Below are 22,385 nucleotides of genomic sequence, written 5' to 3'. Positions count from 1 at the left end.
GAATGCTCCTTTCTTTAAAGGAGAAAAAAGCGAAATGAATCGTATTAATTTACTAAAATAAAAAGCGTATGAATACAGCAGTAAAAGTAAAAGGCAGCCTGGTGGGAAAATTTCCCAACTCATTGCATTTAGGATTTCATGAGAGCGTCGTAAAAGTATTAACTCCTATTGCGTCGTTCACGTTAGAACCCACGTGGCAAGATATCAAAGACAGATATGAAGCCAAGGTAGAAACGCTGGTGGACTACAATACGGTCAGCACGACCTATGCGGAGACACCGAAACTGGTCGAACTGGATGCGGAACGCAATCGCCTCCTTTCCCTCCTATTCCTGATGATAGACAATGCCCTGCTGTCGAAAAACACCACTACACTGGAAGCTGCACGGGCTGTGAGTGCCAAGATTTCGACCTACAAAGGCATACAGGCCCTGCCGTATGATGCGAAGACATCCAAAATACACGGGCTATTACTGGATTTGAATAAATCCATATTGGAAGAGCATTTGGCTACCTTGCACCTGGATGTCTTGGTATCGCCGCTCGAAAAGGCGAATGACGACTATGAAGAACTGAGGGACAAAAAGCGGGCGATTAAGACCGACCGCCAAAATTCCCCCAAGACGAAAGAAATCCGCCAAGAGGTAGATGATATGTTTAATGATATTTGCAACCTGCTCGTAGCGTTGCAGATTTTAGGAGGAGAAGCAGACCGGCATAATGCCGAACTGCTGGTGGTAGATATCAACGGCGTAGTGGACCACTACCGGCAGACGTACAACCAAATGCAGGGACAAAAAACAGACGCGGAAGAGCCCGGACAGGAAGAGGAATCCGGCGGCACGCAATTCGAACCCATCACGCCGGAAGGGGAAGAAACAGCCCCGAAAGAAGCTTAATCCCATCAGAAGCATGAAGGTGTTTCATAATGGGTATATGGCACACTAATAACACAGATGCGACAAGATGACCGCAGATTTATTTAATTATAAATCAATAAAAAAGAATCTGTGATCATCTGTTAAATCTGTGTCCTCTGCGTGCCATTTTCTATTTTGACACAGCCCCAAAAGAAAAAGGGGCCGCCCTCCATACGGAGAGTCAGCCCCTGCCACTAGACGTAAACAAAAAATTCTTATTACATCATGCCGCCCATGCCGCCCATACCCGGGTTCATAGCCGGAGCAGCCGGTGTTTCTTCCTTCTTGTCAGCGATGACACATTCTGTCGTCAGGAACATACCTGCGATAGAAGCCGCGTTTTCAAGTGCTACGCGTGTCACCTTAGCCGGGTCGATAACGCCTACCGCACACAGGTTCTCGAACGTATCAGTACGTGCGTTGTAACCAAAATCACCTGTACCTTCCTTTACCTTCTGTACGATGACTGCGCCCTCTTTACCCGCATTCGCTACAATCTGGCGGAGCGGCTCTTCGATGGCACGTTTTACAATCTCGATACCCGTTGTTTCATCTTCGTTGTCGCCTTTCATACCTTCCAAGGCAGCGATTGCACGGATGTAAGCTACGCCACCACCCGGAACAGTACCCTCTTCGATGGCCGCACGGGTTGCGTGAAGGGCGTCGTCTACGCGGTCTTTCTTCTCCTTCATTTCCACTTCCGACGGAGCACCCACGTAAAGAACAGCTACGCCACCAGCCAATTTAGCCAGACGCTCCTGCAGTTTCTCTTTATCGTAGTCCGACGTCGTATTTTCCATCTGCGACTTAATCTGCGCGATGCGGTCGTGGATAGCCTTCTTGTCGCCAGCGCCGTTTACAATCGTCGTGTTATCCTTATTCACTACGATCTTTTCAGCCGTACCCAACATATCCATCGTAGCACCTTCCAGCTTCATGCCCTTTTCCTCGGAGATAACGATACCGCCCGTCAGGATCGCAATATCTTCCAACATCGCTTTGCGACGGTCTCCAAAGCCCGGAGCCTTTACAGCGCAAACTTTCAACGAACCACGCAAACGGTTTACCACCAACGTAGCCAAAGCCTCGCTATCGATATCTTCGGCGATAATCAAAAGCGGACGACCGCTCTGGACTGTCGGTTCGAGGATAGGCAACAGGTCTTTGAGGACAGAGATCTTCTTGTCGTAGATAAGCACGTACGGATTCTCCATCTGGCACTCCATCTTCTCGGTATCCGTTACGAAATAGGGAGAGATATATCCGCGGTCGAACTGCATACCTTCTACCACGTCTACCGTTGTTTCCGTACCCTTGGCTTCCTCTACCGTGATGACGCCTTCCTTCTTTACCTTCTGCATAGCCTCAGCAATCAGCTTACCGATTTCCTCGTCGCCATTTGCCGAAATCTTCGCTACATGTTCAACCTTCTCGAACTTGTCACCTACTTCTTCAGCCTGCTCCTTGATACTTGCGACCACCTTAGCGACAGCCTTATCGATACCACGCTTCAAGTCCATCGGGTTGGCACCCGCTGTGACATTCTTCAAACCTACGCCGATAATCGATTGCGCCAAAACCGTAGCGGTTGTGGTACCATCACCTGCATTGTCGTTCGTTTTGGAAGCCACTTCCTTTACGAGCTGAGCACCCATATTCTCGAACGGATTCGCCAACTCTACCTCTTTGGCTACCGTGACGCCATCCTTCGTAATGTGGGGTGCACCAAACTTCTTCTCTACAATGACATTGCGACCTTTCGGGCCGAGCGTAACCTTCACTGCATTTGCCAACTCGTCCACACCTTTCTTCAAAAGGTCGCGGGCTTCCATATCATATTTAATTTCCTTTGCCATAATTTCTCGATTAATTTAAGTAGTTACTCTGTTTTTTTGTAATGTTATGATTAAATGATTGCCAAAATATCAGACTGACGCATAATCAGGTACTTTTCACCCTCCAATTCGATTTCCGTACCTGCGTACTTACCATAAAGCACGTTATCGCCTACTTTGACTACCATCTCTTCGTCTTTTGTTCCGTTGCCTACTGCTTTGACTTCACCTTTTAAGGGTTTCTCTTTTGCGGAATCCGGAATAATGATTCCGCCTACAGTTTTTTCTTCTGCCGCAGCGGGCTTAATTAAAACACGATCTGCTAACGGTTTAATATTCATGACTTCTTATAATTTAAAGTTTATACTATTTATTTCAATCCTTGCGAGCCTTAGCGACTCACGCCAATTACCTTGCGAATACTGTGCCAAAACAAAAACGGCGGTCCAGGACTGCCATTTTTTCGGATTTGTCAGATAGAAAAAGAAAGACACAAGAAGCGGCTGCCAATCTGGCAGCCGCTATTCCTTCCTATCGCAAAATCCGGATGTAATCAGACTTCCGGGGCTTCGGAGCCGCCGGTTCTGCTGCCGGATAGCCTACCGAAATGGCGCCAATGCCCACCGTCCCGTCGGGCAAGCCCCATTCCTTCAGGAGCTGACGGCCTTCATCTGTGGCAAACATCTCCCGCTCGCGGTTAATCCAGCAACTGCCCAGCCCCAATGCGTGCGCGGCAAGCATCATGTTCTCCAGCACGCAGGAACCATCCTGTACGGCAAAGGGACAATCCGCCGACGAAAATACCAATATATACGTCGGGGCATCGTAATAAGGATTGCCACTCATCCCCCGGACCGCTGCGTTCATTCGTGCCAACCGGTCCTTTAACGCCTCATCCTGCACCGCCACAATAAAAGGCGATTGCAACCCCATGCCCGTTGGCGCATACGTCCCGGCTTCGAGGATGGCATTCAACGCTTCGTCTGGAATTTGCTCCGGACGATATTTGCGGCAGCTACGCCGCGTTTTGATAACATGCAACAAATTATTTTCCATACCTTTTATTTTTTTATTGGGTAATACCTATTTGCTTTTATTCTTTTGCAACAAAGGTACTAATTTTCGGGCACAATAGAAACAGGCGACAAGCGCAATCGCTCCCCCGACGTACCCCACTTCGGCTATCGACAAATGCGTGCAGATGACGCCTCCTATCAGAGCGCCGCTCCCAATCCCTACGTTGTAAATGCCGGAATAGACAGACATCGCGATGGCCGTTGCTTGCGGAGCCACTTGAATAATCTCCGATTGAAACGTCAAATTGAAAATCGTAATCGCCAAGCCCCAACAGAGGCAAAGCGCGATGACGCTGTATGCATGACAAGCCGCCGGACGCAAGAGGAGCAAGAACGCAGCTAACCCAAAAACGCCCAAGCGAACGAATGTAAATGGATGCCGATCGTAATAGCGCGAGAAAAGCACGCTCCCTAAAATCCCAATCAGCCCGAATGCCGTCAGCACCCACGTGATTTGCGCATCTTCCAATCCAGCCACTTGCCCCAAGAACGGCTCGATATAACTGTAACTCGTAAAGTGCGCCGTGATGGCTATTACCGTCAAAATATACACCGCCAAAAGAACCGGGGCCTTGAGCAAACCTGGTAATTTTTGGAGCGAAACGCTGTTGCGACTCGGCACTTTAGGGAATATCAGCCCCAAAAGAAGCATCACTACGCAAGCCGCCACTGCCACATAGAAAAACGTCATTCGCCAGCCTACATGCAATCCAATCGTACGCCCTAACGGCAACCCGACAATCATAGCGATAGAGGTTCCCGTAGCAATCAAGCTAATCGCCACCGAGCGGAACCCCTCAGGGGCAACCCGTACGGCCAGCGGCGTCACGATAGACCAGAAAATAGCATGCGAACACGCCACGCCTATACGCGAAGCCATCAACATCGAATACCCTGAAGAAAAAGAGGAGATGAGATGGCTGCCAATAAACAAAACCAATACACTCAGCAAGAGACGCCGGTTCTCGACCCGCGAAACCATCAACATCAATGGCAACGAAGCTATCGCCACCACCCACGCGTACACGGTAATGAGCAACCCCGCATGCGCCTCGGTCGTCTGAAAATCAGTCGCAATGTCGGTCAACAAACCAATGGGAATATATTCTGAGGTGTTAAAAACAAAAGCAGCCAGCGTCAATCCGACCACGGGGAGCCATTCCTTCAGTCGCTTTCCTCCCCGATTTTGAATCCTATCCATTGTCTTCTACACAAACTTATTTTTTCCGGACTTTATCCGGATTTTTGGCTATGAAGTCTTTCCAATCGCTATATTTCTTCTCTACCGTAGGACGGCTGGACTGGAAAAAATGACAGACCGCCGCCGCCAATCCGTCGGTAGCATCCAATTGCGGAAGCATCGACTCCTGCGGGATGTGAAGGTATTTCTGCAAGACGCCTGCTACCTGCTCCTTCGACGCATTACCGTTTCCCGTGATAGACATCTTTATCTTCAACGGCGCATACTCGAAAATCGGAATGTCGCGCTCCAAGGCAGCCGCCATCGCCACGCCCTGCGCCCGTCCCAACTTCAACATACTCTGCACGTTCTTTCCGTAAAAAGGAGCTTCGATAGCGAGCTCGTCGGGATGATACGTATCAATCAGCCCTAAGACGCGCTCAAAGATTTTCTTCAGCCGGAGGTAATAATCTACATACTTTCCCAGCTGGATGACGCCCAACGCCTCGAGCTTGGGTTTGTTATCCAACACCAGCAGGATACCATATCCCATAATGATGGAACCCGGGTCGATACCCAAAATAACACGCTCCTTCATCCGAAAACCTCCTCTGAAACCCCGCAACCTTCCCCGGAGCCTTGCAGAGTGCTCTGATTTCTTCCCCACGACGTGGCGACGTTTGCAGAGCACTCCGATTTCTTCCCCACGGCGTGGGCGCGTTTGCAGAGTACTCCGATTTCTTCCCCACGGCGTGGGCGCGTTTGCAGAGCGCTCTGATTTCTTCCCCACGACGTGGCGACGTTTGCAGAAATATAGGTTCCGTATCTCATTTTTCCAAATCGATTTCTTCCAGCACCGTCGTGAAGCCCACCACTTTCGAACCGTAGCGTTCCACCACGCGACGAGCGAGCGCCCGTCCCTCCTGTTCTATCCAAAAATTCAACCTATCCGCATTCTTGACCCGAAACTGGACCGCATAACTACATCCTTCCTCCTCTTCCGCGTGCGGCAAAACCCGGTGCAAAAGCGGAGAATGGACAAAACCACGTTGCGTAGCCTGCGGAACATATTCCTCTTTCAAAAAGCGGAGGAAATCGGCCTGCATCTCCCCTTCCACGTGAAAAGTAATATTGTAAACAAGCATAGCCAAAACTTTTACCTGATAACCTAAATACGACAACTTCCGCAGGGAATGAGCGCCCTTGCGGGTGATTCCTACGGAAGTTGCACAATCTTTTATACTAAATTATAATTGAATCCAACGGATGAACGCGAAGTCCATACGGTGAGGCAGATCCGGATTCTTCGGATAAATACGGAAGCCCATCTGCTGATTTCCAGCTTCCGACGGAGTCGCCTTCAAGCGGAAGAACATCTTCGTGCCTTCCTCCTTCTTCAGTTCGAAGTCATTCTTCGTCACAATCACAGGAATATGCTTTTCGGGGTCATCTTTTGTAATGACCATCTCCACGCCTATAGCTCCTTGCAGTTCGTGGCGGTCGATAACCAAATCGAATGTAACTTCTTTTCCTACTTCCGGTCCGTTTGCCGCAAAATCCGCATCGCTGGTGAACGAGCAAACCTCCAGACAATCCCAATGAGCAGCCACCTCTTCCTTCCAAGCGGCAATCTCTTTCGCTTTTGCATAATTGTCTTTCACCAAAACCGCCGACCGCGTAGCCAACTTCGAATAGAAACGGTCGATGTAATCATCCAACATACGCTTCATCGTATAATCGTAGGCAATTTGCGACATGGAGTTCTTGATATACTGAATCCATTCCGGCGAATATCCCTTCGTGCTACGCGCATAATAAGTCGGGATGATTTCCGATTCCAACATCTGATAAATCGTAGCCGCATCAAGCTGGTCTTGATATTGTTGGTTCTCGTAAGTACGCTTGTCGGTCAATGCCCAACCGGCACCTTCACGATACCCTTCGTACCACCAACCATCCAACACAGAGAAGTTCAATACACCGTTCATCTCAGCCTTCTCACCCGATGTACCGGAAGCCTCCAGCGGACGTGTCGGCGTATTCAACCAAACATCCACGCCGGCAATCAAATGACGCGCCAAACGCATATCATAATTTTCCAAGAAGATAATCTTTCCCTCAAATTCCGGACGGCGAGAAATCTCGATGATATGCTTAATCAATCCCTGACCACCGCCATCAGCCGGGTGAGCCTTGCCCGAGAACACGAATTGCACCGGATATTGCTCGTTGTTGACAATCTTAGCCAAACGATTCAAATCCGTAAACAAGAGGTGCGCACGTTTATACGTCGCAAAACGACGCGCGAAACCAATCAGCAATGCATTCGGATTAATCTTTTCCAAGATAGACACCACCTTGGCGGGGTCGCCCTGGTTCTTGAGCCAAGTTGTCTTGTATTCGTTTTTGATGTATTTGATTAACTTGTTCTTCAATGTCTGACGGATGGTCCAAATCTCTTCATCCGGCATGCTTTGAATAGCTTCCCAATATTTCTGGTTCGATTGGTCTTGATAGAAATTCTTGTGGAAACGTTTATAGAAAAACTCTTTCCATTCCGTAGCGGCCCAAGTCGGCATGTGTACACCATTAGTTACATACCCAACATGCAGCTCTTCCGGGAAATAACCTTTCCAAATCGGGGCAAACATACGTTGCGATACTTTGCCATGCAACCAGCTCACACCGTTGGCTTCCTGACACGTATTCAAAGCGAACGTACTCATGCAGAACTTCTCGTTCGAACCCGGATTCACACGACCCATATCGATAAACTCTTGCCAGCTGATACCCAACTTACCAGGGAATGCACCCATATAACGGCCAAACAAATCTTCATCGAAATAATCATGTCCTGCCGGCACCGGCGTATGTACGGTATACAAAGAAGAAGCACGTACCACTTCCAATGCTTGGTCAAACGACAAACCATCCTTCTGGATATAATCCACCAAACGTTGTACATTAATCAAAGCCGCATGTCCTTCGTTGCAATGGTAAACCTGCTTCTTAATACCCAGCTTATTCAACATCAAAATACCGCCAATACCCAACAGGTACTCTTGCTTCATACGGTTTTCCCAATCACCGCCATAAAGCTGATGCGTAATCGAACGGTCCCATTCACTATTCTGAGGGATATCCGTATCCATCAAATAAAGAGGAATACGGCCTACATTCACTTTCCAAACGTTAGCATATACCGTACGCCCAGGATAAGGAACCTCCAGAATCACGGGTTCGCCATTTTCTTCCATTACCTGTGTAATAGGCAGAGAGCTGAAGTTTTGCGCTTCATAATTTGCGATTTGCTGTCCATCCATCGACAAAGTCTGCGTGAAATAACCGTAACGGTATAAGAAACCTACGGCACACATATCGATGTTGTTATCGCTCGCTTCTTTCAAATAGTCGCCAGCTAAAATACCCAGACCTCCGGAATAAATCTTCAATACATTGGTTAAACCATATTCCATGCTGAAGTAAGCTACAGACGGCTTCGTTGCGTCTGGCTTTACATCCATATATTTTCTAAAATCGCTGTAAACCTTCTTGATTTCAGCCATTAACTCTTCATTAGCTAAGATTTCCTCAATGCGTTGGAAAGAAAGATTCTGTAACAACTGAACAGGATTTCCTTCCGTTTTTTTCCAAAGAACTGGATCAATCTTTCCGAATAGCTTAGCGCCTTCGTGATTCCATACCCACCATAAGTTAGTGGACATTTCTTTCAAAACTTCCAAAGAACTCGGAAGCTTGGATTGAGAATAGACCTCTTTCCAAATCGGATCATTTGATTTGATTTTCATATAGTGAAGTTTAATGTATATTCTACTTTTCTTTGCTTTTATGCCTATGTTTAATTGACCGGGTACAAAGGTACAACTATTTTTTTGATTAATAGCTACTTTTTCATTTATTCCTTTCAGCTGCTTTTGTTAAAGCTATCGAGAAGGCTTCTTGATAATAAGAAATGAACCTGCTCCATTCTGCTTTTTGTGCCAGTGCAAAGCAATGATTACGAATCGCCAACCGCCCTTTTTCGTCTGTATTCGAGAGGTCTATGATTTGTTCTTTGATTGCTTCTGCCACATCAAAATAGTTGAAATCTGTACGTTCGATTACCGAAACGCCTTCGTGGATATCTTTACCCGATACGCCCGCCTTCAATGCCCAAAGTCCGAAACCAGCCAAGTTGGTGGTAATCGTAGGTATTCCAAATGCAACACTTTCAAGCGGCGTATATCCCCAAGGTTCGTAATAAGACGGATAAACCGTAGCGTCCATACCTATTAATATATCATAGTAGGATTTGTTCAAGATGCCGTCTTTACCATCCAAATAGCACGGGATAAAAATAATCTTCATTTTCGAGGATTGCGAATTGCGGAATCCGGCATTCCCTATGTAATTAATCACCCGGTCGTTTTGCATTTCATTCAACCAATGGGTAATGTAAGGACATTGCAACGCTTCGTGCGTCTCATAATTATGCTCAATGACCCACTTCAAATCGCTTCTTGCCTCGCGCACCCAAGCCGGGACAAGAACAAAAGCAATAGCTTCTTGTTGTAATTCGCCACAAGTACGTACACGATTCATAGCTGTGATGAACACATCGATGCCTTTATTTCGATACTCATATCGCCCGCTCGTCGAAATCAAGAGGGCATTCGGGTCGATAGGATATCCCAAAAGCTTCTCAGCCATATTGATGAGCACCTTCCGCGCCTCTTGCCTCTTAGCCGTATAAAGGGGTTCAGAGGGCACAAAGTTAGGTTCAAACCCATTCGGAGTCACAATATCCGGCGCTTTATCCAACAACTGGCGGCATTCGCGGGCAGTAATATCGCTCACGGTCGTAAAGCAATCTACCTGATGAGCCGTTTGCTTCTCGATAGAATGCTTGGCTTCCATATTCAATTCGTAAGCCATCTGGTCGCCATTGTATCCATCCATATAGGCATACAGCGCTTTGTTGTTTCCCGCAATCGAACGTCCGATGGAAGTCGCATGTGTAGTAAAGAGCGTTGCTACCTTCGGCAAAGTCATCTTGACATACAAAGCACCCATGCCCAGCATCCATTCATTGAAAAGAGCTGCTACCCGTTTATCCTCTAATTTATAATAATGGTAGAAGCTTTCTATTACCTTACCCACCGCATACGCGAATATACAAGATTCGTCATAATCACCATACGCATGGAGCGAGTTTACTTGATAACGCTCCCACATGGTATAAAAAAGGGTATCCCGCTCGCCTAAGAAAGGTTTGAAATCGACCAAGACTACCGGAGGCTGGCCTGGCACGTCCCAACGCCCTACTTTTACATGCAACCCCTCTTGGGCTTCCGCATGAGCACGCCATGCGCCAAACAGGGAATTATCTTCGATGAAGTCCGCCGGTTGCGTTTTATTCCAGATATCCGGACCTATAAAAATAATTTTATCGTGCAACATCTGCTGCAACGTATGCGCCTTAGTGGAAAGAACCGTATAGATTCCCCCAACCTTATTACATACCTCCCAACTGCTTTCGAAGATATACTCTGGCGTAATCTCTATGTTCGTCATTCTAGCTAATTATTAATGTAAGTCTTCCGAGGTGCAAAGATAACACTTTTTGCGCTTTTATCTAAGATGCGACTTGATTTAATCGCAAATATTTGTAGCTTTGTAGATATTCTTAAAAAATTACGATTATGGCAAACAAGAGAATTTTGAAGAAAGAGATTAGTCGCACGGCTGGGAGTTTGTTCTCAGAAGCTTTATTTTGTGCGTTGTATATCCCTGGCACGGACAAGGAAAAGGCGGATAAACTGATGACTCGCATCCTCGACATGCAAGACGATTTCATCTGCAGGGTAGGAAAAACGGATGGAAAAGAGAATCCTGCATTAGTTAAATCCTACTATAAGAAGTTAAAAGCCGAACTACAGGCGGAAATAAACGATATTGCCAAAGCAATCAGTGAATTGAACCAGTAAACCGGCAGAGGCGAACGGATTTTCCGCTCACCGCCTTCCGAAAGTCCAAACGATAGGGAGAAAAACTTCTTTTCCTAACGAGCAATTCTATAAATATCGACGATATTTGTACACGTATCGTCGATATTTGTGTATCTTTAGCCTAAAGATATAAAAATATCGTCGATACGCGAAGAAAGGCTGCCTATCGCGGGAACTTTCCATAGGCATACGCGAAACTTTCCCTGCCTATGTATTCAACTTTTTCAAAGGGTATTTTTTCATACCTATATAATAATGTATAGACAAAGAAAATAAATGATACAGACGATAAGCAAATTCTTGATGCGGAAGGCAGGCTGGAAGACGGCTTCCCTCGAAGGCTTTGAGTTGGAAAAATGCGTAATTTGCGTAGCGCCCCATACGAGCAATTGGGACTTTATCGTGGGCAAATTATTTTATACCTCCTTAGGACTGACCGCCGGCTTCTTGATGAAGAAATCGTGGTTCTTCTTTCCTCTCGGACTGATATGGAAGGCCATGGGTGGCATTCCGGTGGAAAGGAAAGCGCATACGTCGCTGACCGACCAGGTGGCCGACCTATTCCGCCGACATAAGCGCTTCCAAGTGGCCATTACGCCCGAAGGCACGCGCCAACGCGTAGCCGAATGGAAAAAAGGATTCTACTTTATTGCCCTAAAGGCGCACGTACCCATCTTGCTCGCCTATATTGATTACGCCCGGAAAGAGATAGGGACGCTTGGTGTTTTCTACCCGACGGGCGACGCCGAACGGGACATTGCCCAAATCCAAATGCGTTATAAAGACATCAGAGGATACCATCCGGAGAATTTTTCATAACTAAAACAACAAAAAGAAATATGCAACACATGGAAGGAAAATGGCAACCCACGTTCAGACCTACGCAAGCGGCTGATTTCCCAGCAACGGAATGGCTCATGCGAGAAGCTTTTTGGAATTACTACTCGCCGGGATGCAGCGAACATTACCTCCTGCACCTCATGAGAAAATGCCCTGACTTTGTGCAAGAACTCGACTACGCAGCATACGACGGTCAACGGATTGTAGGAAATGTAGTCTATATGAAATCGCATATTATTACAGACCAAGGAGAGACACACTCGGTATTGAGTCTGGGTCCGATCGCAGTCCTCCCTGAATACCAAGGAAAAGGAATCGGGCAAAAACTTATCGCACATACGCGTGACATGGCGCGAGAAATGGGTTTCCGGGCGATTCTTTTATGCGGTGACCCGGAATATTATACGCGCGCAGGATTCGTCCCGGCCGAAAGATTTGGCATCCGGACCTCCGAAAACACCTATTTTATCGCGCTTCATGCCTGCGAATTATATGAAGGCGCCTTGACCGAATCGAAAGGACGCTATTTCGAACATCCTATATATAATGTAGATGAAACCGCTACAGCGGAATTCGACAAGGCATTCCCTCCTAAGCCCATCTTGCAAGATACACCTACGCAACGCCGGTTCCAAGAAATAATAGCCATGCAACGAAAAGAATAATCCTAAAAAAACAGCTATGCGAAACGATATTCGAATAACCCTTGTCCAATCCCCTATTGCATGGGAAGATAAATCAACGAATTGGAAAGCGTATGAAAACCGGTTGGCTTCGTTAAAAGGAACAACAGACATCGCTCTTCTCCCTGAGATGTTCACGACCGGCTTCAGTATGGAAGCCGCAAAGTGGGCCGAAACAAACGACGGAGAAACCATTCGCCGCGTGAAGACTTGGGCATCCCGCTTCGATATGGCCATCGCTGGAAGCTTCATCGCTACCGAAGGAGGTTGTTTCTTCAACCGGGCATTCTTCGCAGAACCGTCCGGCTTAATTACCTTTTACGACAAACGCCACCTCTTTCGCATGGCTGGCGAAGACCAAGTATATACACAGGGAAAGAATCTGCGCATCATCTCCTATCGAGGATGGAATATCTGCCTGCAAATATGCTACGACCTACGTTTCCCCGTCTGGAGCCGGAACCAAGCAAAGGCTTACGACCTTTTACTCTATATGGCCAACTGGCCGGAAGCACGTGCCTCGGTATGGCAACCGCTGCTCATGGCCCGGGCGATAGAGAACCAAGCTTACGTCTGCGGCGTGAACCGGACAGGCACGGACGGGAAGGGATTCCACTATCGGGGCGAATCCGTCCTCTTCTCGCCCAAAGGAAAGAAATTGCTGGACGCCTCCGATGCGGAGGAATGCCTTCTCACCGGTATGCTTTCGGCCTCCGAACAGGAACGTTTCCGCGAGAAATTCCCCGTTTGGCAGGATGCAGATACATTTCGTTTAGAAATCTAACGTCAGCTGCGGCCCGTCTAAAAGATGGAACGACATCCGGTGATAAGGCGTCGTACCTTGCCGGGCGATAGCTTCGCGATGTTTGCGGGTTGGATATCCTTTATTGTGTCTCCAATCGTACGCCGGATATTCGGCATCCAGTTGAATCATATAATCGTCCCGATACGTTTTAGCCAAAATAGAAGCGGCGGCGATGGACAGGTATTTCCCGTCGCCTTTCACAATCGTCGTATGCGGAATACCGGGATAAGGATGGAAGCGGTTTCCATCTATCAATAAATGTTCGGGGCGCACTTTTAGCTGGTCGATAGCGCGATGCATAGCCCGAAAAGAGGCATTCAGGATATTGATTTGGTCAATCTCTTCCGGCGAAACAACGCCTACGGCCCATGCCACGGCTTCCCGCTCGATAACATCTCGCAAGGCATAACGCTGTTTCTCGGTCAGCTGCTTCGAATCATTCAATCGCTCGTCTTGGAAACCGGACGGAAGGATAACTGCCGCCGCATAGACCGCACCAGCCAGACACCCCCGCCCCGCTTCATCGCAACCAGCCTCTATTTTCCCTTCGTGCAAACAGGATAGCAACATGCCGATCAACGTTTTAATTCGAACCCGACCTTCACGCCGTCGTATTGTTCCGCCAAGCTATTGACCGCCTTGAGCGTCGCGCTTCCCGAGATGGAAGAGAGTGTGCCGATGAAATCCAACAATTTGTCGGCCGGGAAGAGCAATGCCAGCTGGTCGTTCGTTAGCACCACTTGGGCCGACTGCTTAAGCAACTGTAACTTTTCCAATTTACCGAAGTTCAATTGAATCGTTTTGTTCTCTTTATCCAACGAATAGGTGCCGCTCAGCTTCTTTCCTTTAAAAAGGCAGGTAAACGTGTTGTCATTATTGAATGTATAGCTGAACGTTCCCTGCTTAATGCCTACTTTATCGCAATAGGTCTGCAATTTTTTCTCGATTTCGCCCGACGCGGCACTGGCGGCTACGTTCTTCAGGGCATTATCGCCTTCCAACACAACAGCAGGATTTACGTACTCCCACGTCCCGACCAGATTCTCAGACGTCAGTTCCTTTCCTCCCGTAAGCGAGGTCACGGCATCCTTCACTACGGCCGATTTCAAAATATCCTTCAACGATTGCGCTTCTACGCTCGTGGATAAACCTGCCAAGGCCAGTAATCCGGCACAAACCATCCATTTTTTCATCTTACTTTTCCTTTCTATCTTTATCATTTTCTTAAAAAATATCTATATTTCGTCTCCCCAATAGTTATGAAGCGAGAAAACAGCTATTTTTATGCCCTGCAAGCCCTTGCGAGCCGCCTACATACCTTTTTTCGTGTTTCACACATCATTTAATCGTAAAACAAGGCGAAAGTAATCATTTTTATGATTAGTTTTGCACGATGTAAAACGAAATCTAACCAAACATGAGACAAAAACAGACATGGGGTGCAGCCAAGTGGGTACTTGGGCTGGCCATTGCAGGTTGCTCGTTCTCCGTTCAAGCACAGGAGCAACCTAAAGTACAAGGATTTGTGCATGAACAATCGAGCGAAAACGATTATATCTGGCCTACGGATTCGCTGGTATTAAAGAAACTCGACGCATGGCAGGACTTGAAGTTCGGCGTGCTCTTCCATTGGGGATTATATTCAGTGCCAGGTATCGTAGAGTCGTGGTCCATCTGCTCGGAAGACGTAGATTGGATTTCGCGCGATACGACCAAAACGTACGACGAGTACAAAAAGTGGTATTGGGGACTGAAAGACGTGTTCAACCCAACGGACTTCAACCCCGAGCAATGGGCGGACGTAATGGAAGATGCTGGCATGAAGTACATGGTCTTCACCACGAAACACCACGACGGTTTCTGCATGTTCGACTCGAAAGAAACGGATTTCTCTATCGCGCATGGCGCCTTCAAAGACAATCCTCGGCGAGATGTTGCCCGCTACGTGTTTGATGCCTTCCGCGCGAAAAATTTTATGATTGGCGCGTACTTCTCGAAGCCGGATTGGCATTGTCCCTACTATTGGTGGCCCCACTTTGCGACAGCCAACCGCAATGTGAACTATAAGATTGCCAACCATCCGGAACGCTGGAAGAAATACCAAGAATTTACTTACAACCAAATCGGCGAATTGATGCACGACTATGGTCATTTCGACATCCTCTGGCTGGACGGCGGTTGGGTTGGCGGCAAGAGCCAAGACATCAAGATGGACGAAATCGTCGACATGGCACGCGAAGCGCAACCCGGCTTGATTACTGTAGACCGCAGCATGCGCAACAAACACGAGAACTACCAAACACCCGAACGCGGCATCCCCGAAAAGCAACTCAACTATCCGTGGGAAAGCTGCATCACGCTGAGCAACGACTGGGGCTGGACGCCGAACGCGCCCTATAAGTCGTCGACCAAAGTTATCGACTTACTCGCTGAAACCACGGCCAAAGGTGGTTGTTTGCTTCTGGGCGTAGGACCCACGCCGAAAGGTATCATCGAACAACCGGCCGTCGACATCCTGCATCAAGTGGGCGAATGGCTCCGCGCCAACGGCCAAGCCATCTACAACACCGAAACGACTCCGTACTACCAGGAAGGTAACGTATGGTTCACTGCCGACAAAGACGGCAAGACCCTCTACGCCATCTATGCCCTGCCCGACAAGGAGACATTGCCCGAAACCATCGAATGGACCGTCAATATCCCCAAAGGCAAGATGACCATCTTGGCCAATGGCAAACGGGCGAAATACGAAGTTGAGGGCGACAAGGTGAAAGTCACCCTGCCCAAAGGATTGAAGAATGAACCAGTGGCGCTGAAGTTTGTGAAGAAGTAATTTCCCATCCGGTCTATATAAAAAAGAACGTCTTCCCTATCATGGGAAAGACGTTCTTTTTTATGGCGAGATTCTCAAAGCCTTACCTTCATCCGCTCCTCGCCTATACCTATAATATAGATACCTTTCGGCAAGGAATAGGACCGCCATCCCTCCTGCCGTTCACGCTTGACAATGGCGCCATTCATCGTGATGATTGTAATCTCTTGCGGTTGTGAAGTGTAGACGTAAAGGTTGCCATCTTGCGCATAAACTTTCACGCCTTCGATATCTTCCAAGCCGGTCGGTTCTTCTATCTTCTCCGCGCCTTCAACTTTCACGTAGATGTCGCTATACACATTATAAATAATGTACTCGCCGGATTGCACGCCTTCCTCGACCTCTTCCCAATAGCCATACAAGCTGCGCTTAAAGGAGACCTTCAGGTTCTCGGCATCATAACCCTCTTCCACCTCTACATAAACACTGACTTGGTTGCCCTCCTTCACGACTCCTCTGCTCAACGAGGCTTCTACTCCTTCACAGACATCATCCAAGTAGATGTTGTAGTAGATGGGGTCCGGGTCGGGTTGCGGCGTGGGGTCGGGAATTGGGTCAGGTTCTTCGGGTTTCACTACAGTTAGAGTATATTCCACTTCACCGGAATAGTTCGTACCGTCTGTATAAGTAGCGGTGATAGTCGCTGTACCTGTTCCTACAAGCGTAACGGTTGCTGTACTGCGACTGGTGAACGACCGGGTATGTATTTCCTTTACTGTTGCCACCTTTTCATCGCTGCTTATCCACTTCCATGTGCCACCTTTCAAATAATCCTCACCAGTTACTATGGCGGTTAGAGTCGTGCCCTCTGCATCCAAACTAAAGGAGATATTCGTTTCACCTTCTGGTTTAATTTGTTTACTATTTAATGTGACTTTCTCAACACACACTGTGATATTCACATTAGTTGCAGAGGCATACTCATTATCTCCTGCAAAGCTGGCTTTAAAGGTATTTGTACCAACATCACCTACTGATTGCGTATCATTATCCCACGTCCAACCATCTGGTAATTCTACGTCAGCTAATGTTTGCCCATAAGTGGCTATAAGACCCGTTGGAGGTATAGGCTGTGGCTTTGCGGTAAAGACTGCCGAAACTATCACGTCCGAAGCGGGCATCGTGAAGGTGTTATTTGTCACAGTTACCGTGTTGCCCTCTCCATACGTCACGCTCCACGATGAAAAGACATAATTAGCGTTAGGTGTAGCGGTGAGGGTAATCCCGTCACCCATGTTTGCAGTTTCTGCACTGACGGAGATAGTGCCACCTGTTGGTGGTGTTACCGTAATATTGTAAGTCGAGAGTTTGAAGGTAGCAGTTACCGTCACGTTGGCGGCAGGCATCTCGAAGGTGTTGTCCGTCACAGTTACAGGAGTATTCTCATCTCCATATGTCACGCTCCATGCTTCCAGCTCGAAGCCTTCATCAGGGGTGGCGATGAGGGTAATCTCGTCGCCTACGTGAGCAGTTTTCTTATCGTCTGCTACGACGATAGTACCTCCTTCGGTCGGTTGTGTTACCTCAATGCTGTAATCTATGGTGGCAAAGGTAGCGGTTACCGCCACGTCGGCAGCGGGCATCTCGAAGGTGTTGTCTTCCGTTACCGTAACCACTACTGTTTCCTCTCCATTTTTGTAAGTCACGTTCCATTCATCCAGCTCATACCCTTCATCTGGGGTGGCAGTCAGAGTAACCGTTTCACCTTCTGCGGCTTCTTCCATATTGGCGGAGATAGAGCCACCGGCGAGATCCGTTGAAAGCGTTACTTTATAGAAGGTCAAAAGGTCCTTTAGAGATATGCTGATTGCTGTACCAAACGTTGGCAGCGTGATGGTTCTGCTTGTCGCATCATAACTTGCCTCGCCTTTCCACAAATCACCGCTCGCGTCATCACTAAACAAATGCGTATTCATCGCGTCAACCAACGCGGATGCCGACAGGGGCGAAGATGTACCGCTTCCGTTATTGTACCCTATTCCCTCCATATCCCCGTTCACACCTGCCAAGAAATCACTATTTGAGATAGACATACGATAATTTAAACCAATCACACAACCAACATTTATAATACCGCTTACATTTCCCGTGTTGTAACAACCTGATACGGTAGAAGATGTAGAAGATGATAAAGCATACCCGACTACACCACCCACATAATCTCTTTCTCCTGTCACCGTTCCCGTATTGTAACAACCAGAAACAGAAGAAGAGTCAGCATACCCGACTACACCACCCACAGAATCATCTCCACTCACCGTACCCATATTGTAACAACCTGATACGATAGAAGAAATAGCAAACCCAGCTACACCACCCACATTATTACTATCTCTTTCTCCTGTCACCATACCCATATTGTAACAACCGGATACGGTAGAACATCCAGCACACCCGACTACACCACCCACATTCATATGCCCTTTCACGTAGCTATCCACCACACCGACATTTTGAACTTTACCGTTATTCACATACCCAAAAAGTCCTTGACCATCACTGCCTGCTTCGTCGATATACACCCCGCTTATGGTATGACCTCCGCCATCAAAATTACCGGCAAACCAGTTTTGTTCTGTCCCTATCGCCGTCCATTCATGGAAAGTACCTTCGTTCAACGTCCCGTCCTCGTTTAGGACACCCTCGTTCAGGACGATGTCGTCGGTTAGGGTGATGGTTTTGCCGCTGAAATCATTACCACCGTTTACCAGCTGTGCCAACCCTGCAAGTTGGGCGGCGGTGGAGATACTATACGATGCATCGCTTTCATGCCCGGTGTACCATTGGGTATCTGTTGTTCCATCCCATATTTTAAATTTCAAGTGCAACGTTGAATCTTTCTGGATAGAATAATCCTGAAGGGTATGACCATCCTCTAATTCTTTTCCTGCGAAAATCAATATTTGTTGTTCTGATGGAATTCCTTCTTGCTCTTGAATCTTGCTTTTTACATCTTCAATTCTATCGGTAGGCTCTACTTCTAATTCGATATGTTTCTCGGTTAATATTTTGACAAATATCTGCATTGCCGATGCCGTTGTCGGAAGGAATATCCATAATGTGAGTATCCATAAAATACAAGTAAAAATCTTCCGCATTTGTTTTCGTTGTGTTTAAATCGTTATACAAGATGAAACCCGGAAACGGTAATGCGGAAGATTCTTTAAACAGGAGGATGTGTCGGAGCAATGGACAATGGAGAATTGACAATTCATCCATCCTGTCATTCTGAAATGGTAGGGGCGCAAAGCTTGCGTCCTGTCTCTTCTCGGTTGATATTCAGGCGGATTCAATCCGCCCCTACAAACATTTCCGACAGGATGACGTAAGAATCCGTTCCATCGGATTTCCGAATCCTGATACTCAATACCTGCGGATAGCATATCCACAGGAACTGAAATTATTACTTCCCGCAGCATTTCTAATTGTATCGAATTCGGTACAATTAGAACTCTACTGGTTCCTAATTATGGCGAATTCGCCATAATTAAAACCCGGATTATAAAGCTTTTCCCAGATTCCCAAATACTCCAATGTATTCCGATTCCTCAGCCAATCAGAGATAAAGAAATCGCCGTCTTTGGCTTTTAGCATATCCGTCAGGCAGATATAATCCTCATGGTGGATTGTTACGACGTTAATGTCTGTGGATAATACCGTTATCTTCGTCATAGTTATTGTTTTTAAATGTTTCACTGCAACAAAGGTAACCATATTATTCCGTATTTCCAACACACCCATCCTTTCAAAGACCGCCTTCACGTCCGGGTTTCGGTTTATTTATTCGTTGTTATTTAAAGTGACCCGTACCCCACGCTTAGGGCGGATGCCGCCCTAGCGTAAGGCGAGGGACGCCCAAGGATTAGGGCGACATTCGCCCTACACGTAGGGCGCACGTCGCCCTGCATGGAATCATACCAATTTCACGGGTATTTCCAGACTGCGCGGTTCTTTCAGCAAACGGGTACCGCCGCCTCCGAACTGCGTCGTGATGCGCAGCGTATAGTTCCCTTCCGTCAAATCCGTAGGAACATGGAAATGGATTTCCGACGGGTTGTTGACCGAAATCCGGTTGGCCGGAATCTTTTCCTCCGTTTCCAAGGAAGAGATCAAATAAAGGCCGACCTGCTCGTCGTCTCCCACAATCTTGAGGTTCTTGCCTTTGCAAATCACCGTATAATCGCGCGTCAACGTGCCGTCTTTCGCACCCGAACCCATGTCGTAAATATCGGTCACCTGCATAGCGGCCGCCTTCTCGCCCAGAATTTCGACCGAAGTCTTGGTGATTTCCTCGCGCAGCGTCTTACCCGTCTGGAAATTGACCACAATCGAGTTCTTCTCCGGGTTCCAGACGTTATCTTCGATAATGCCTTTGAAGCTCGGCGAAGCATAGAAAAGCCCCGTATTGACCGGATGCCCGCTGAGGAGGCTTTCGGTGATGATACGGTTGTAGAGTTCTACCGCGTGGTTCAACGTCTCACGCTTCAGACCTGTGATTTCCTTCAACATCAGGTCCACAATCTCCTTGTTCGTGTACCCCTCTTTGGAGTGCACCTCCAAAATCTTGTCGCTGGTATCATCCGTCGTGACGGTGTTCGGAACCAGCCATCCTTCCAATGTTGCCATAATTTTTATGTATTTATGTTAGACAATAAACGCAGAAAGCCCGTGCGCAGAGCTTCATGCTCCGCACACGGGCTTTTCGCATCAAAAATTCGATGTTTAGAGATTCTTGCTTGCTTGCTTGCTTGCTTGCTTGCTTGCTTGCTTGCTTGCTTGCTTGCTAACATATTATCGCCTTTTACCAAGCGATTCATGGTAAAAGATGTTAACGGGTAATATGTTTCGCAAGTACTTATCATTTTATGCTTTGTTTAACTCATGCCAAAGGTACGACTTGTTTCTTATTTTACAAAACTAAATGGAACTTTTTTAGTGTTAGGCAAAGAAATATTTCCTTCCCGCATAAACACTCACAAGTACATATAAAAAAGGCTGCCCCAGCGGAGCAGCCTTTCCTTGCTTTATACGTTTTGAATTTACAACTTATCGTTTGAACCCAATACGTTAAGAATTTTGTGCTTGTAAAGCTTTTCCATTTCATCACGAGCCGGTCCCAAGTACTTGCGCGGGTCGAATTCAGCCGGTTTTTCAGCAAATACTTTGCGAACAGCAGCGGTCATAGCCAAACGAGAATCTGAATCGATGTTAATCTTGCAAACAGCCGACTTAGCCGCCTTACGCAATTCTTCTTCCGGAATACCGATAGCAGCTTCGAGCTTGCCACCATACTGGTTGATCATATCTACATATTCCTGAGGAACAGAAGAAGAACCATGAAGCACGATAGGGAATCCAGGCAATTTCTCCATTACTGCATCCAATACGTCGAATGCCAAAGGAGGAGGAACCAAACGACCCGTAGCAGGATCTACGTGGCACTGTTCCGGTTTGAACTTATAAGCTCCATGAGAAGTACCAATAGAGATAGCCAACGAATCACAACCCGTACGTGTAGCAAAATCGATTACTTCTTCCGGATTCGTATAAGTGTGATGTTCAGCTGATACTTCGTCTTCTACACCAGCCAATACGCCCAACTCACCTTCTACAGTTACGTCATATTGATGCGCATAATCTACTACTTTCTTTGTCAAAGCGACGTTTTCTTCGTAAGGAAGATGAGAACCATCAATCATGACTGAAGAGAAGCCCATATCTACGCAGCTCTTGCACAACTCGAAGCTGTCACCATGGTCCAAATGGAGCACGATTTGAGGATTCGGGCAACCTAATTCCTTTGCATATTCAACGGCACCTTCTGCCATATAGCGCAACAATGTCTGGTTTGCATAATTACGTGCACCCTTCGAAACCTGCAAGATAACCGGAGATTTCGTTTCTACTGCTGCTTTCACGATAGCCTGCAATTGCTCCATGTTGTTGAAGTTGAATGCAGGAATAGCATAACCACCTTTGATAGCCTTGGCGAACATTTCCTTGGTGTTGACCAGGCCTAATTCTTTGTAACTTACCATAATTATTACGTATTATGTTTATGATTAAAAATCTGCACAAAGATATAATATTCCTTCGGAAATCGGAAAGCTTAAAGATATAAAATAAGCCAAAAAACACGTCGCTGCAAAAAAACAGGCGAAATCCT

The 22,385-nt window shown here is 47.2% G+C and carries 20 protein-coding genes and 1 pseudogene; 6 read left to right on the top strand and 15 right to left on the bottom strand.

The genetic code is table 11. From position 1 onward, the window contains the following. Positions 1-68: 68 nt before the first annotated feature. The gene (locus B5F77_RS05275) at positions 69-899 is read left to right on the top strand and encodes a DUF6261 family protein (protein ID WP_087328680.1); all 831 of its coding nucleotides are present in this window, start codon (positions 69-71) and stop codon (positions 897-899) included. Between the two features lie 239 nt (positions 900-1,138). Here B5F77_RS05275 and groL read toward each other — a convergent pair whose 3' ends face one another. The 8 genes from groL to B5F77_RS05230 all read right to left on the bottom strand — a co-directional run bounded on the left by groL (position 1,139) and on the right by B5F77_RS05230 (position 10,585). Next, positions 1,139-2,776: a chaperonin GroEL gene (groL, locus tag B5F77_RS05270; protein WP_087328679.1), complete on the bottom strand. Its 1,638-nt coding sequence runs from the start codon at positions 2,774-2,776 to the stop codon at positions 1,139-1,141. A gap of 50 nt (positions 2,777-2,826) precedes the next feature. Then, positions 2,827-3,096, bottom strand: coding sequence for a co-chaperone GroES (locus tag B5F77_RS05265; protein ID WP_087328678.1), 270 nt, complete (start codon positions 3,094-3,096; stop codon positions 2,827-2,829). 190 nt (positions 3,097-3,286) lie between these two features. Next, positions 3,287-3,811, bottom strand: coding sequence for a nitroreductase (locus tag B5F77_RS05260; RefSeq protein WP_087328676.1), 525 nt, complete (start codon positions 3,809-3,811; stop codon positions 3,287-3,289). Positions 3,812-3,838: 27 nt separating this feature from the next. Further along, positions 3,839-5,032, bottom strand: a complete 1,194-nt coding sequence (locus B5F77_RS05255; RefSeq protein ID WP_087328674.1) for a sugar transporter — start codon at positions 5,030-5,032, stop codon at positions 3,839-3,841. A gap of 16 nt (positions 5,033-5,048) precedes the next feature. Continuing rightward, positions 5,049-5,609 carry a crossover junction endodeoxyribonuclease RuvC gene (gene ruvC / locus B5F77_RS05250; RefSeq protein ID WP_087328671.1) on the bottom strand — a complete coding sequence of 187 codons (561 nt, stop codon included), beginning with the start codon at positions 5,607-5,609 and terminating at the stop codon, positions 5,049-5,051. A 229-nt stretch (positions 5,610-5,838) separates the two neighbouring features. Further along, positions 5,839-6,156, bottom strand: coding sequence for a DUF4286 family protein (locus tag B5F77_RS05240; protein WP_087328667.1), 318 nt, complete (start codon positions 6,154-6,156; stop codon positions 5,839-5,841). A gap of 102 nt (positions 6,157-6,258) precedes the next feature. After that, complete coding sequence (gene glgP, locus B5F77_RS05235) at positions 6,259-8,820, bottom strand: alpha-glucan family phosphorylase (protein WP_087328665.1); 2,562 nt, start codon at positions 8,818-8,820, stop codon at positions 6,259-6,261. Between the two features lie 103 nt (positions 8,821-8,923). Next, complete coding sequence (locus B5F77_RS05230; RefSeq protein WP_087328663.1) at positions 8,924-10,585, bottom strand: glycosyltransferase; 1,662 nt, start codon at positions 10,583-10,585, stop codon at positions 8,924-8,926. Positions 10,586-10,713: 128 nt separating this feature from the next. Between B5F77_RS05230 and B5F77_RS05225 the strand changes: the two genes are divergently transcribed. The 4 genes from B5F77_RS05225 (at position 10,714) to B5F77_RS05210 (ending at position 13,326) form a co-directional block, all read left to right on the top strand. Then, a complete protein-coding gene (locus B5F77_RS05225) occupies positions 10,714-10,998 on the top strand; it encodes a hypothetical protein (protein WP_087328661.1) in 285 nt (94 codons plus the stop codon). A 297-nt stretch (positions 10,999-11,295) separates the two neighbouring features. Beyond that, the gene (locus B5F77_RS05220; protein WP_087328659.1) at positions 11,296-11,838 is read left to right on the top strand and encodes a 1-acyl-sn-glycerol-3-phosphate acyltransferase; all 543 of its coding nucleotides are present in this window, start codon (positions 11,296-11,298) and stop codon (positions 11,836-11,838) included. A 29-nt stretch (positions 11,839-11,867) separates the two neighbouring features. Next, positions 11,868-12,524 (top strand): N-acetyltransferase, encoded by a 657-nt coding sequence (locus B5F77_RS05215; RefSeq protein WP_239445737.1) that lies wholly within the window; start codon positions 11,868-11,870, stop codon positions 12,522-12,524. Positions 12,525-12,540: 16 nt separating this feature from the next. Next, complete coding sequence (locus tag B5F77_RS05210; protein WP_087328654.1) at positions 12,541-13,326, top strand: amidohydrolase; 786 nt, start codon at positions 12,541-12,543, stop codon at positions 13,324-13,326. Here the strand turns inward: B5F77_RS05210 and B5F77_RS05205 are convergent. Together B5F77_RS05205 and B5F77_RS05200 are read right to left on the bottom strand one after the other, a co-directional pair. Beyond that, a complete protein-coding gene (locus B5F77_RS05205) occupies positions 13,315-13,917 on the bottom strand; it encodes a ribonuclease HII (RefSeq protein ID WP_087328652.1) in 603 nt (200 codons plus the stop codon). The two genes, B5F77_RS05210 and B5F77_RS05205, sit on opposite strands and share 12 nt — an antisense overlap. A gap of 5 nt (positions 13,918-13,922) precedes the next feature. After that, positions 13,923-14,540, bottom strand: a complete 618-nt coding sequence (locus tag B5F77_RS05200; protein WP_087328650.1) for a DUF4923 family protein — start codon at positions 14,538-14,540, stop codon at positions 13,923-13,925. Positions 14,541-14,764: 224 nt separating this feature from the next. Between B5F77_RS05200 and B5F77_RS05195 the strand changes: the two genes are divergently transcribed. Beyond that, entirely contained in the window at positions 14,765-16,180 is a 1,416-nt protein-coding gene (locus B5F77_RS05195) for an alpha-L-fucosidase (RefSeq protein ID WP_087328648.1), read from the top strand. Between the two features lie 74 nt (positions 16,181-16,254). Here the strand turns inward: B5F77_RS05195 and B5F77_RS05190 are convergent, their stop codons facing one another. The 5 genes and pseudogenes from B5F77_RS05190 to B5F77_RS05170 all read right to left on the bottom strand — a co-directional run bounded on the left by B5F77_RS05190 (position 16,255) and on the right by B5F77_RS05170 (position 22,257). Then, positions 16,255-19,317, bottom strand: coding sequence for a ubiquitin-like protein (locus B5F77_RS05190; RefSeq protein WP_087328646.1), 3,063 nt, complete (start codon positions 19,315-19,317; stop codon positions 16,255-16,257). Between the two features lie 373 nt (positions 19,318-19,690). Further along, positions 19,691-19,891, bottom strand: a pseudogene (locus tag B5F77_RS05185) (KilA-N domain-containing protein); the annotation flags it as partial. Between the two features lie 240 nt (positions 19,892-20,131). Next, positions 20,132-20,845 carry a DNA-binding domain-containing protein gene (locus B5F77_RS05180; protein ID WP_087328644.1) on the bottom strand — a complete coding sequence of 238 codons (714 nt, stop codon included), beginning with the start codon at positions 20,843-20,845 and terminating at the stop codon, positions 20,132-20,134. Between the two features lie 5 nt (positions 20,846-20,850). Beyond that, positions 20,851-21,036 (bottom strand): hypothetical protein, encoded by a 186-nt coding sequence (locus tag B5F77_RS15690; protein WP_162607955.1) that lies wholly within the window; start codon positions 21,034-21,036, stop codon positions 20,851-20,853. A gap of 222 nt (positions 21,037-21,258) precedes the next feature. Beyond that, on the bottom strand, positions 21,259-22,257 hold the full coding sequence (locus B5F77_RS05170) for a class II fructose-bisphosphate aldolase (protein WP_087328640.1): 999 nt from the start codon (positions 22,255-22,257) through the stop codon (positions 21,259-21,261). Positions 22,258-22,385 lie beyond the last annotated feature (128 nt).

This window comes from Parabacteroides sp. An277 (assembly GCF_002159645.1).
In the GTDB taxonomy this organism is placed as follows: Bacteria; Bacteroidota; Bacteroidia; order Bacteroidales; family Tannerellaceae; genus Parabacteroides.
Note: the sequence above shows the minus strand (reverse complement) of the source record. Positions and strands in the feature narration are given on the sequence as shown.

Bases quoted from the DNA above. Each gene is read 5' to 3' on its own strand.
- B5F77_RS05180 (WP_087328644.1), bottom strand. From the start codon at position 20,845: ATGGCAACATTGGAAGGATGGCTGGTTCCGAACACCGTCACGACGGAT.
- glgP (WP_087328665.1), bottom strand. From the start codon at position 8,820: ATGAAAATCAAATCAAATGATCCGATTTGGAAAGAGGTCTATTCTCAA.
- B5F77_RS05205 (WP_087328652.1), bottom strand. From the start codon at position 13,917: ATGTTGCTATCCTGTTTGCACGAAGGGAAAATAGAGGCTGGTTGCGAT.
- B5F77_RS05225 (WP_087328661.1), top strand. From the start codon at position 10,714: ATGGCAAACAAGAGAATTTTGAAGAAAGAGATTAGTCGCACGGCTGGG.
- B5F77_RS05210 (WP_087328654.1), top strand. From the start codon at position 12,541: ATGCGAAACGATATTCGAATAACCCTTGTCCAATCCCCTATTGCATGG.
- B5F77_RS05200 (WP_087328650.1), bottom strand. From the start codon at position 14,540: ATGAAAAAATGGATGGTTTGTGCCGGATTACTGGCCTTGGCAGGTTTA.
- groL (WP_087328679.1), bottom strand. From the start codon at position 2,776: ATGGCAAAGGAAATTAAATATGATATGGAAGCCCGCGACCTTTTGAAG.
- B5F77_RS05195 (WP_087328648.1), top strand. From the start codon at position 14,765: ATGAGACAAAAACAGACATGGGGTGCAGCCAAGTGGGTACTTGGGCTG.
- B5F77_RS05230 (WP_087328663.1), bottom strand. From the start codon at position 10,585: ATGACGAACATAGAGATTACGCCAGAGTATATCTTCGAAAGCAGTTGG.
- B5F77_RS05275 (WP_087328680.1), top strand. From the start codon at position 69: ATGAATACAGCAGTAAAAGTAAAAGGCAGCCTGGTGGGAAAATTTCCC.
- B5F77_RS05260 (WP_087328676.1), bottom strand. From the start codon at position 3,811: ATGGAAAATAATTTGTTGCATGTTATCAAAACGCGGCGTAGCTGCCGC.
- ruvC (WP_087328671.1), bottom strand. From the start codon at position 5,609: ATGAAGGAGCGTGTTATTTTGGGTATCGACCCGGGTTCCATCATTATG.
- B5F77_RS15690 (WP_162607955.1), bottom strand. From the start codon at position 21,036: ATGAATCGCTTGGTAAAAGGCGATAATATGTTAGCAAGCAAGCAAGCA.
- B5F77_RS05265 (WP_087328678.1), bottom strand. From the start codon at position 3,096: ATGAATATTAAACCGTTAGCAGATCGTGTTTTAATTAAGCCCGCTGCG.
- B5F77_RS05190 (WP_087328646.1), bottom strand. From the start codon at position 19,317: ATGCGGAAGATTTTTACTTGTATTTTATGGATACTCACATTATGGATA.
- B5F77_RS05255 (WP_087328674.1), bottom strand. From the start codon at position 5,032: ATGGATAGGATTCAAAATCGGGGAGGAAAGCGACTGAAGGAATGGCTC.
- B5F77_RS05220 (WP_087328659.1), top strand. From the start codon at position 11,296: ATGATACAGACGATAAGCAAATTCTTGATGCGGAAGGCAGGCTGGAAG.
- B5F77_RS05215 (WP_239445737.1), top strand. From the start codon at position 11,868: ATGGAAGGAAAATGGCAACCCACGTTCAGACCTACGCAAGCGGCTGAT.
- B5F77_RS05170 (WP_087328640.1), bottom strand. From the start codon at position 22,257: ATGGTAAGTTACAAAGAATTAGGCCTGGTCAACACCAAGGAAATGTTC.
- B5F77_RS05240 (WP_087328667.1), bottom strand. From the start codon at position 6,156: ATGCTTGTTTACAATATTACTTTTCACGTGGAAGGGGAGATGCAGGCC.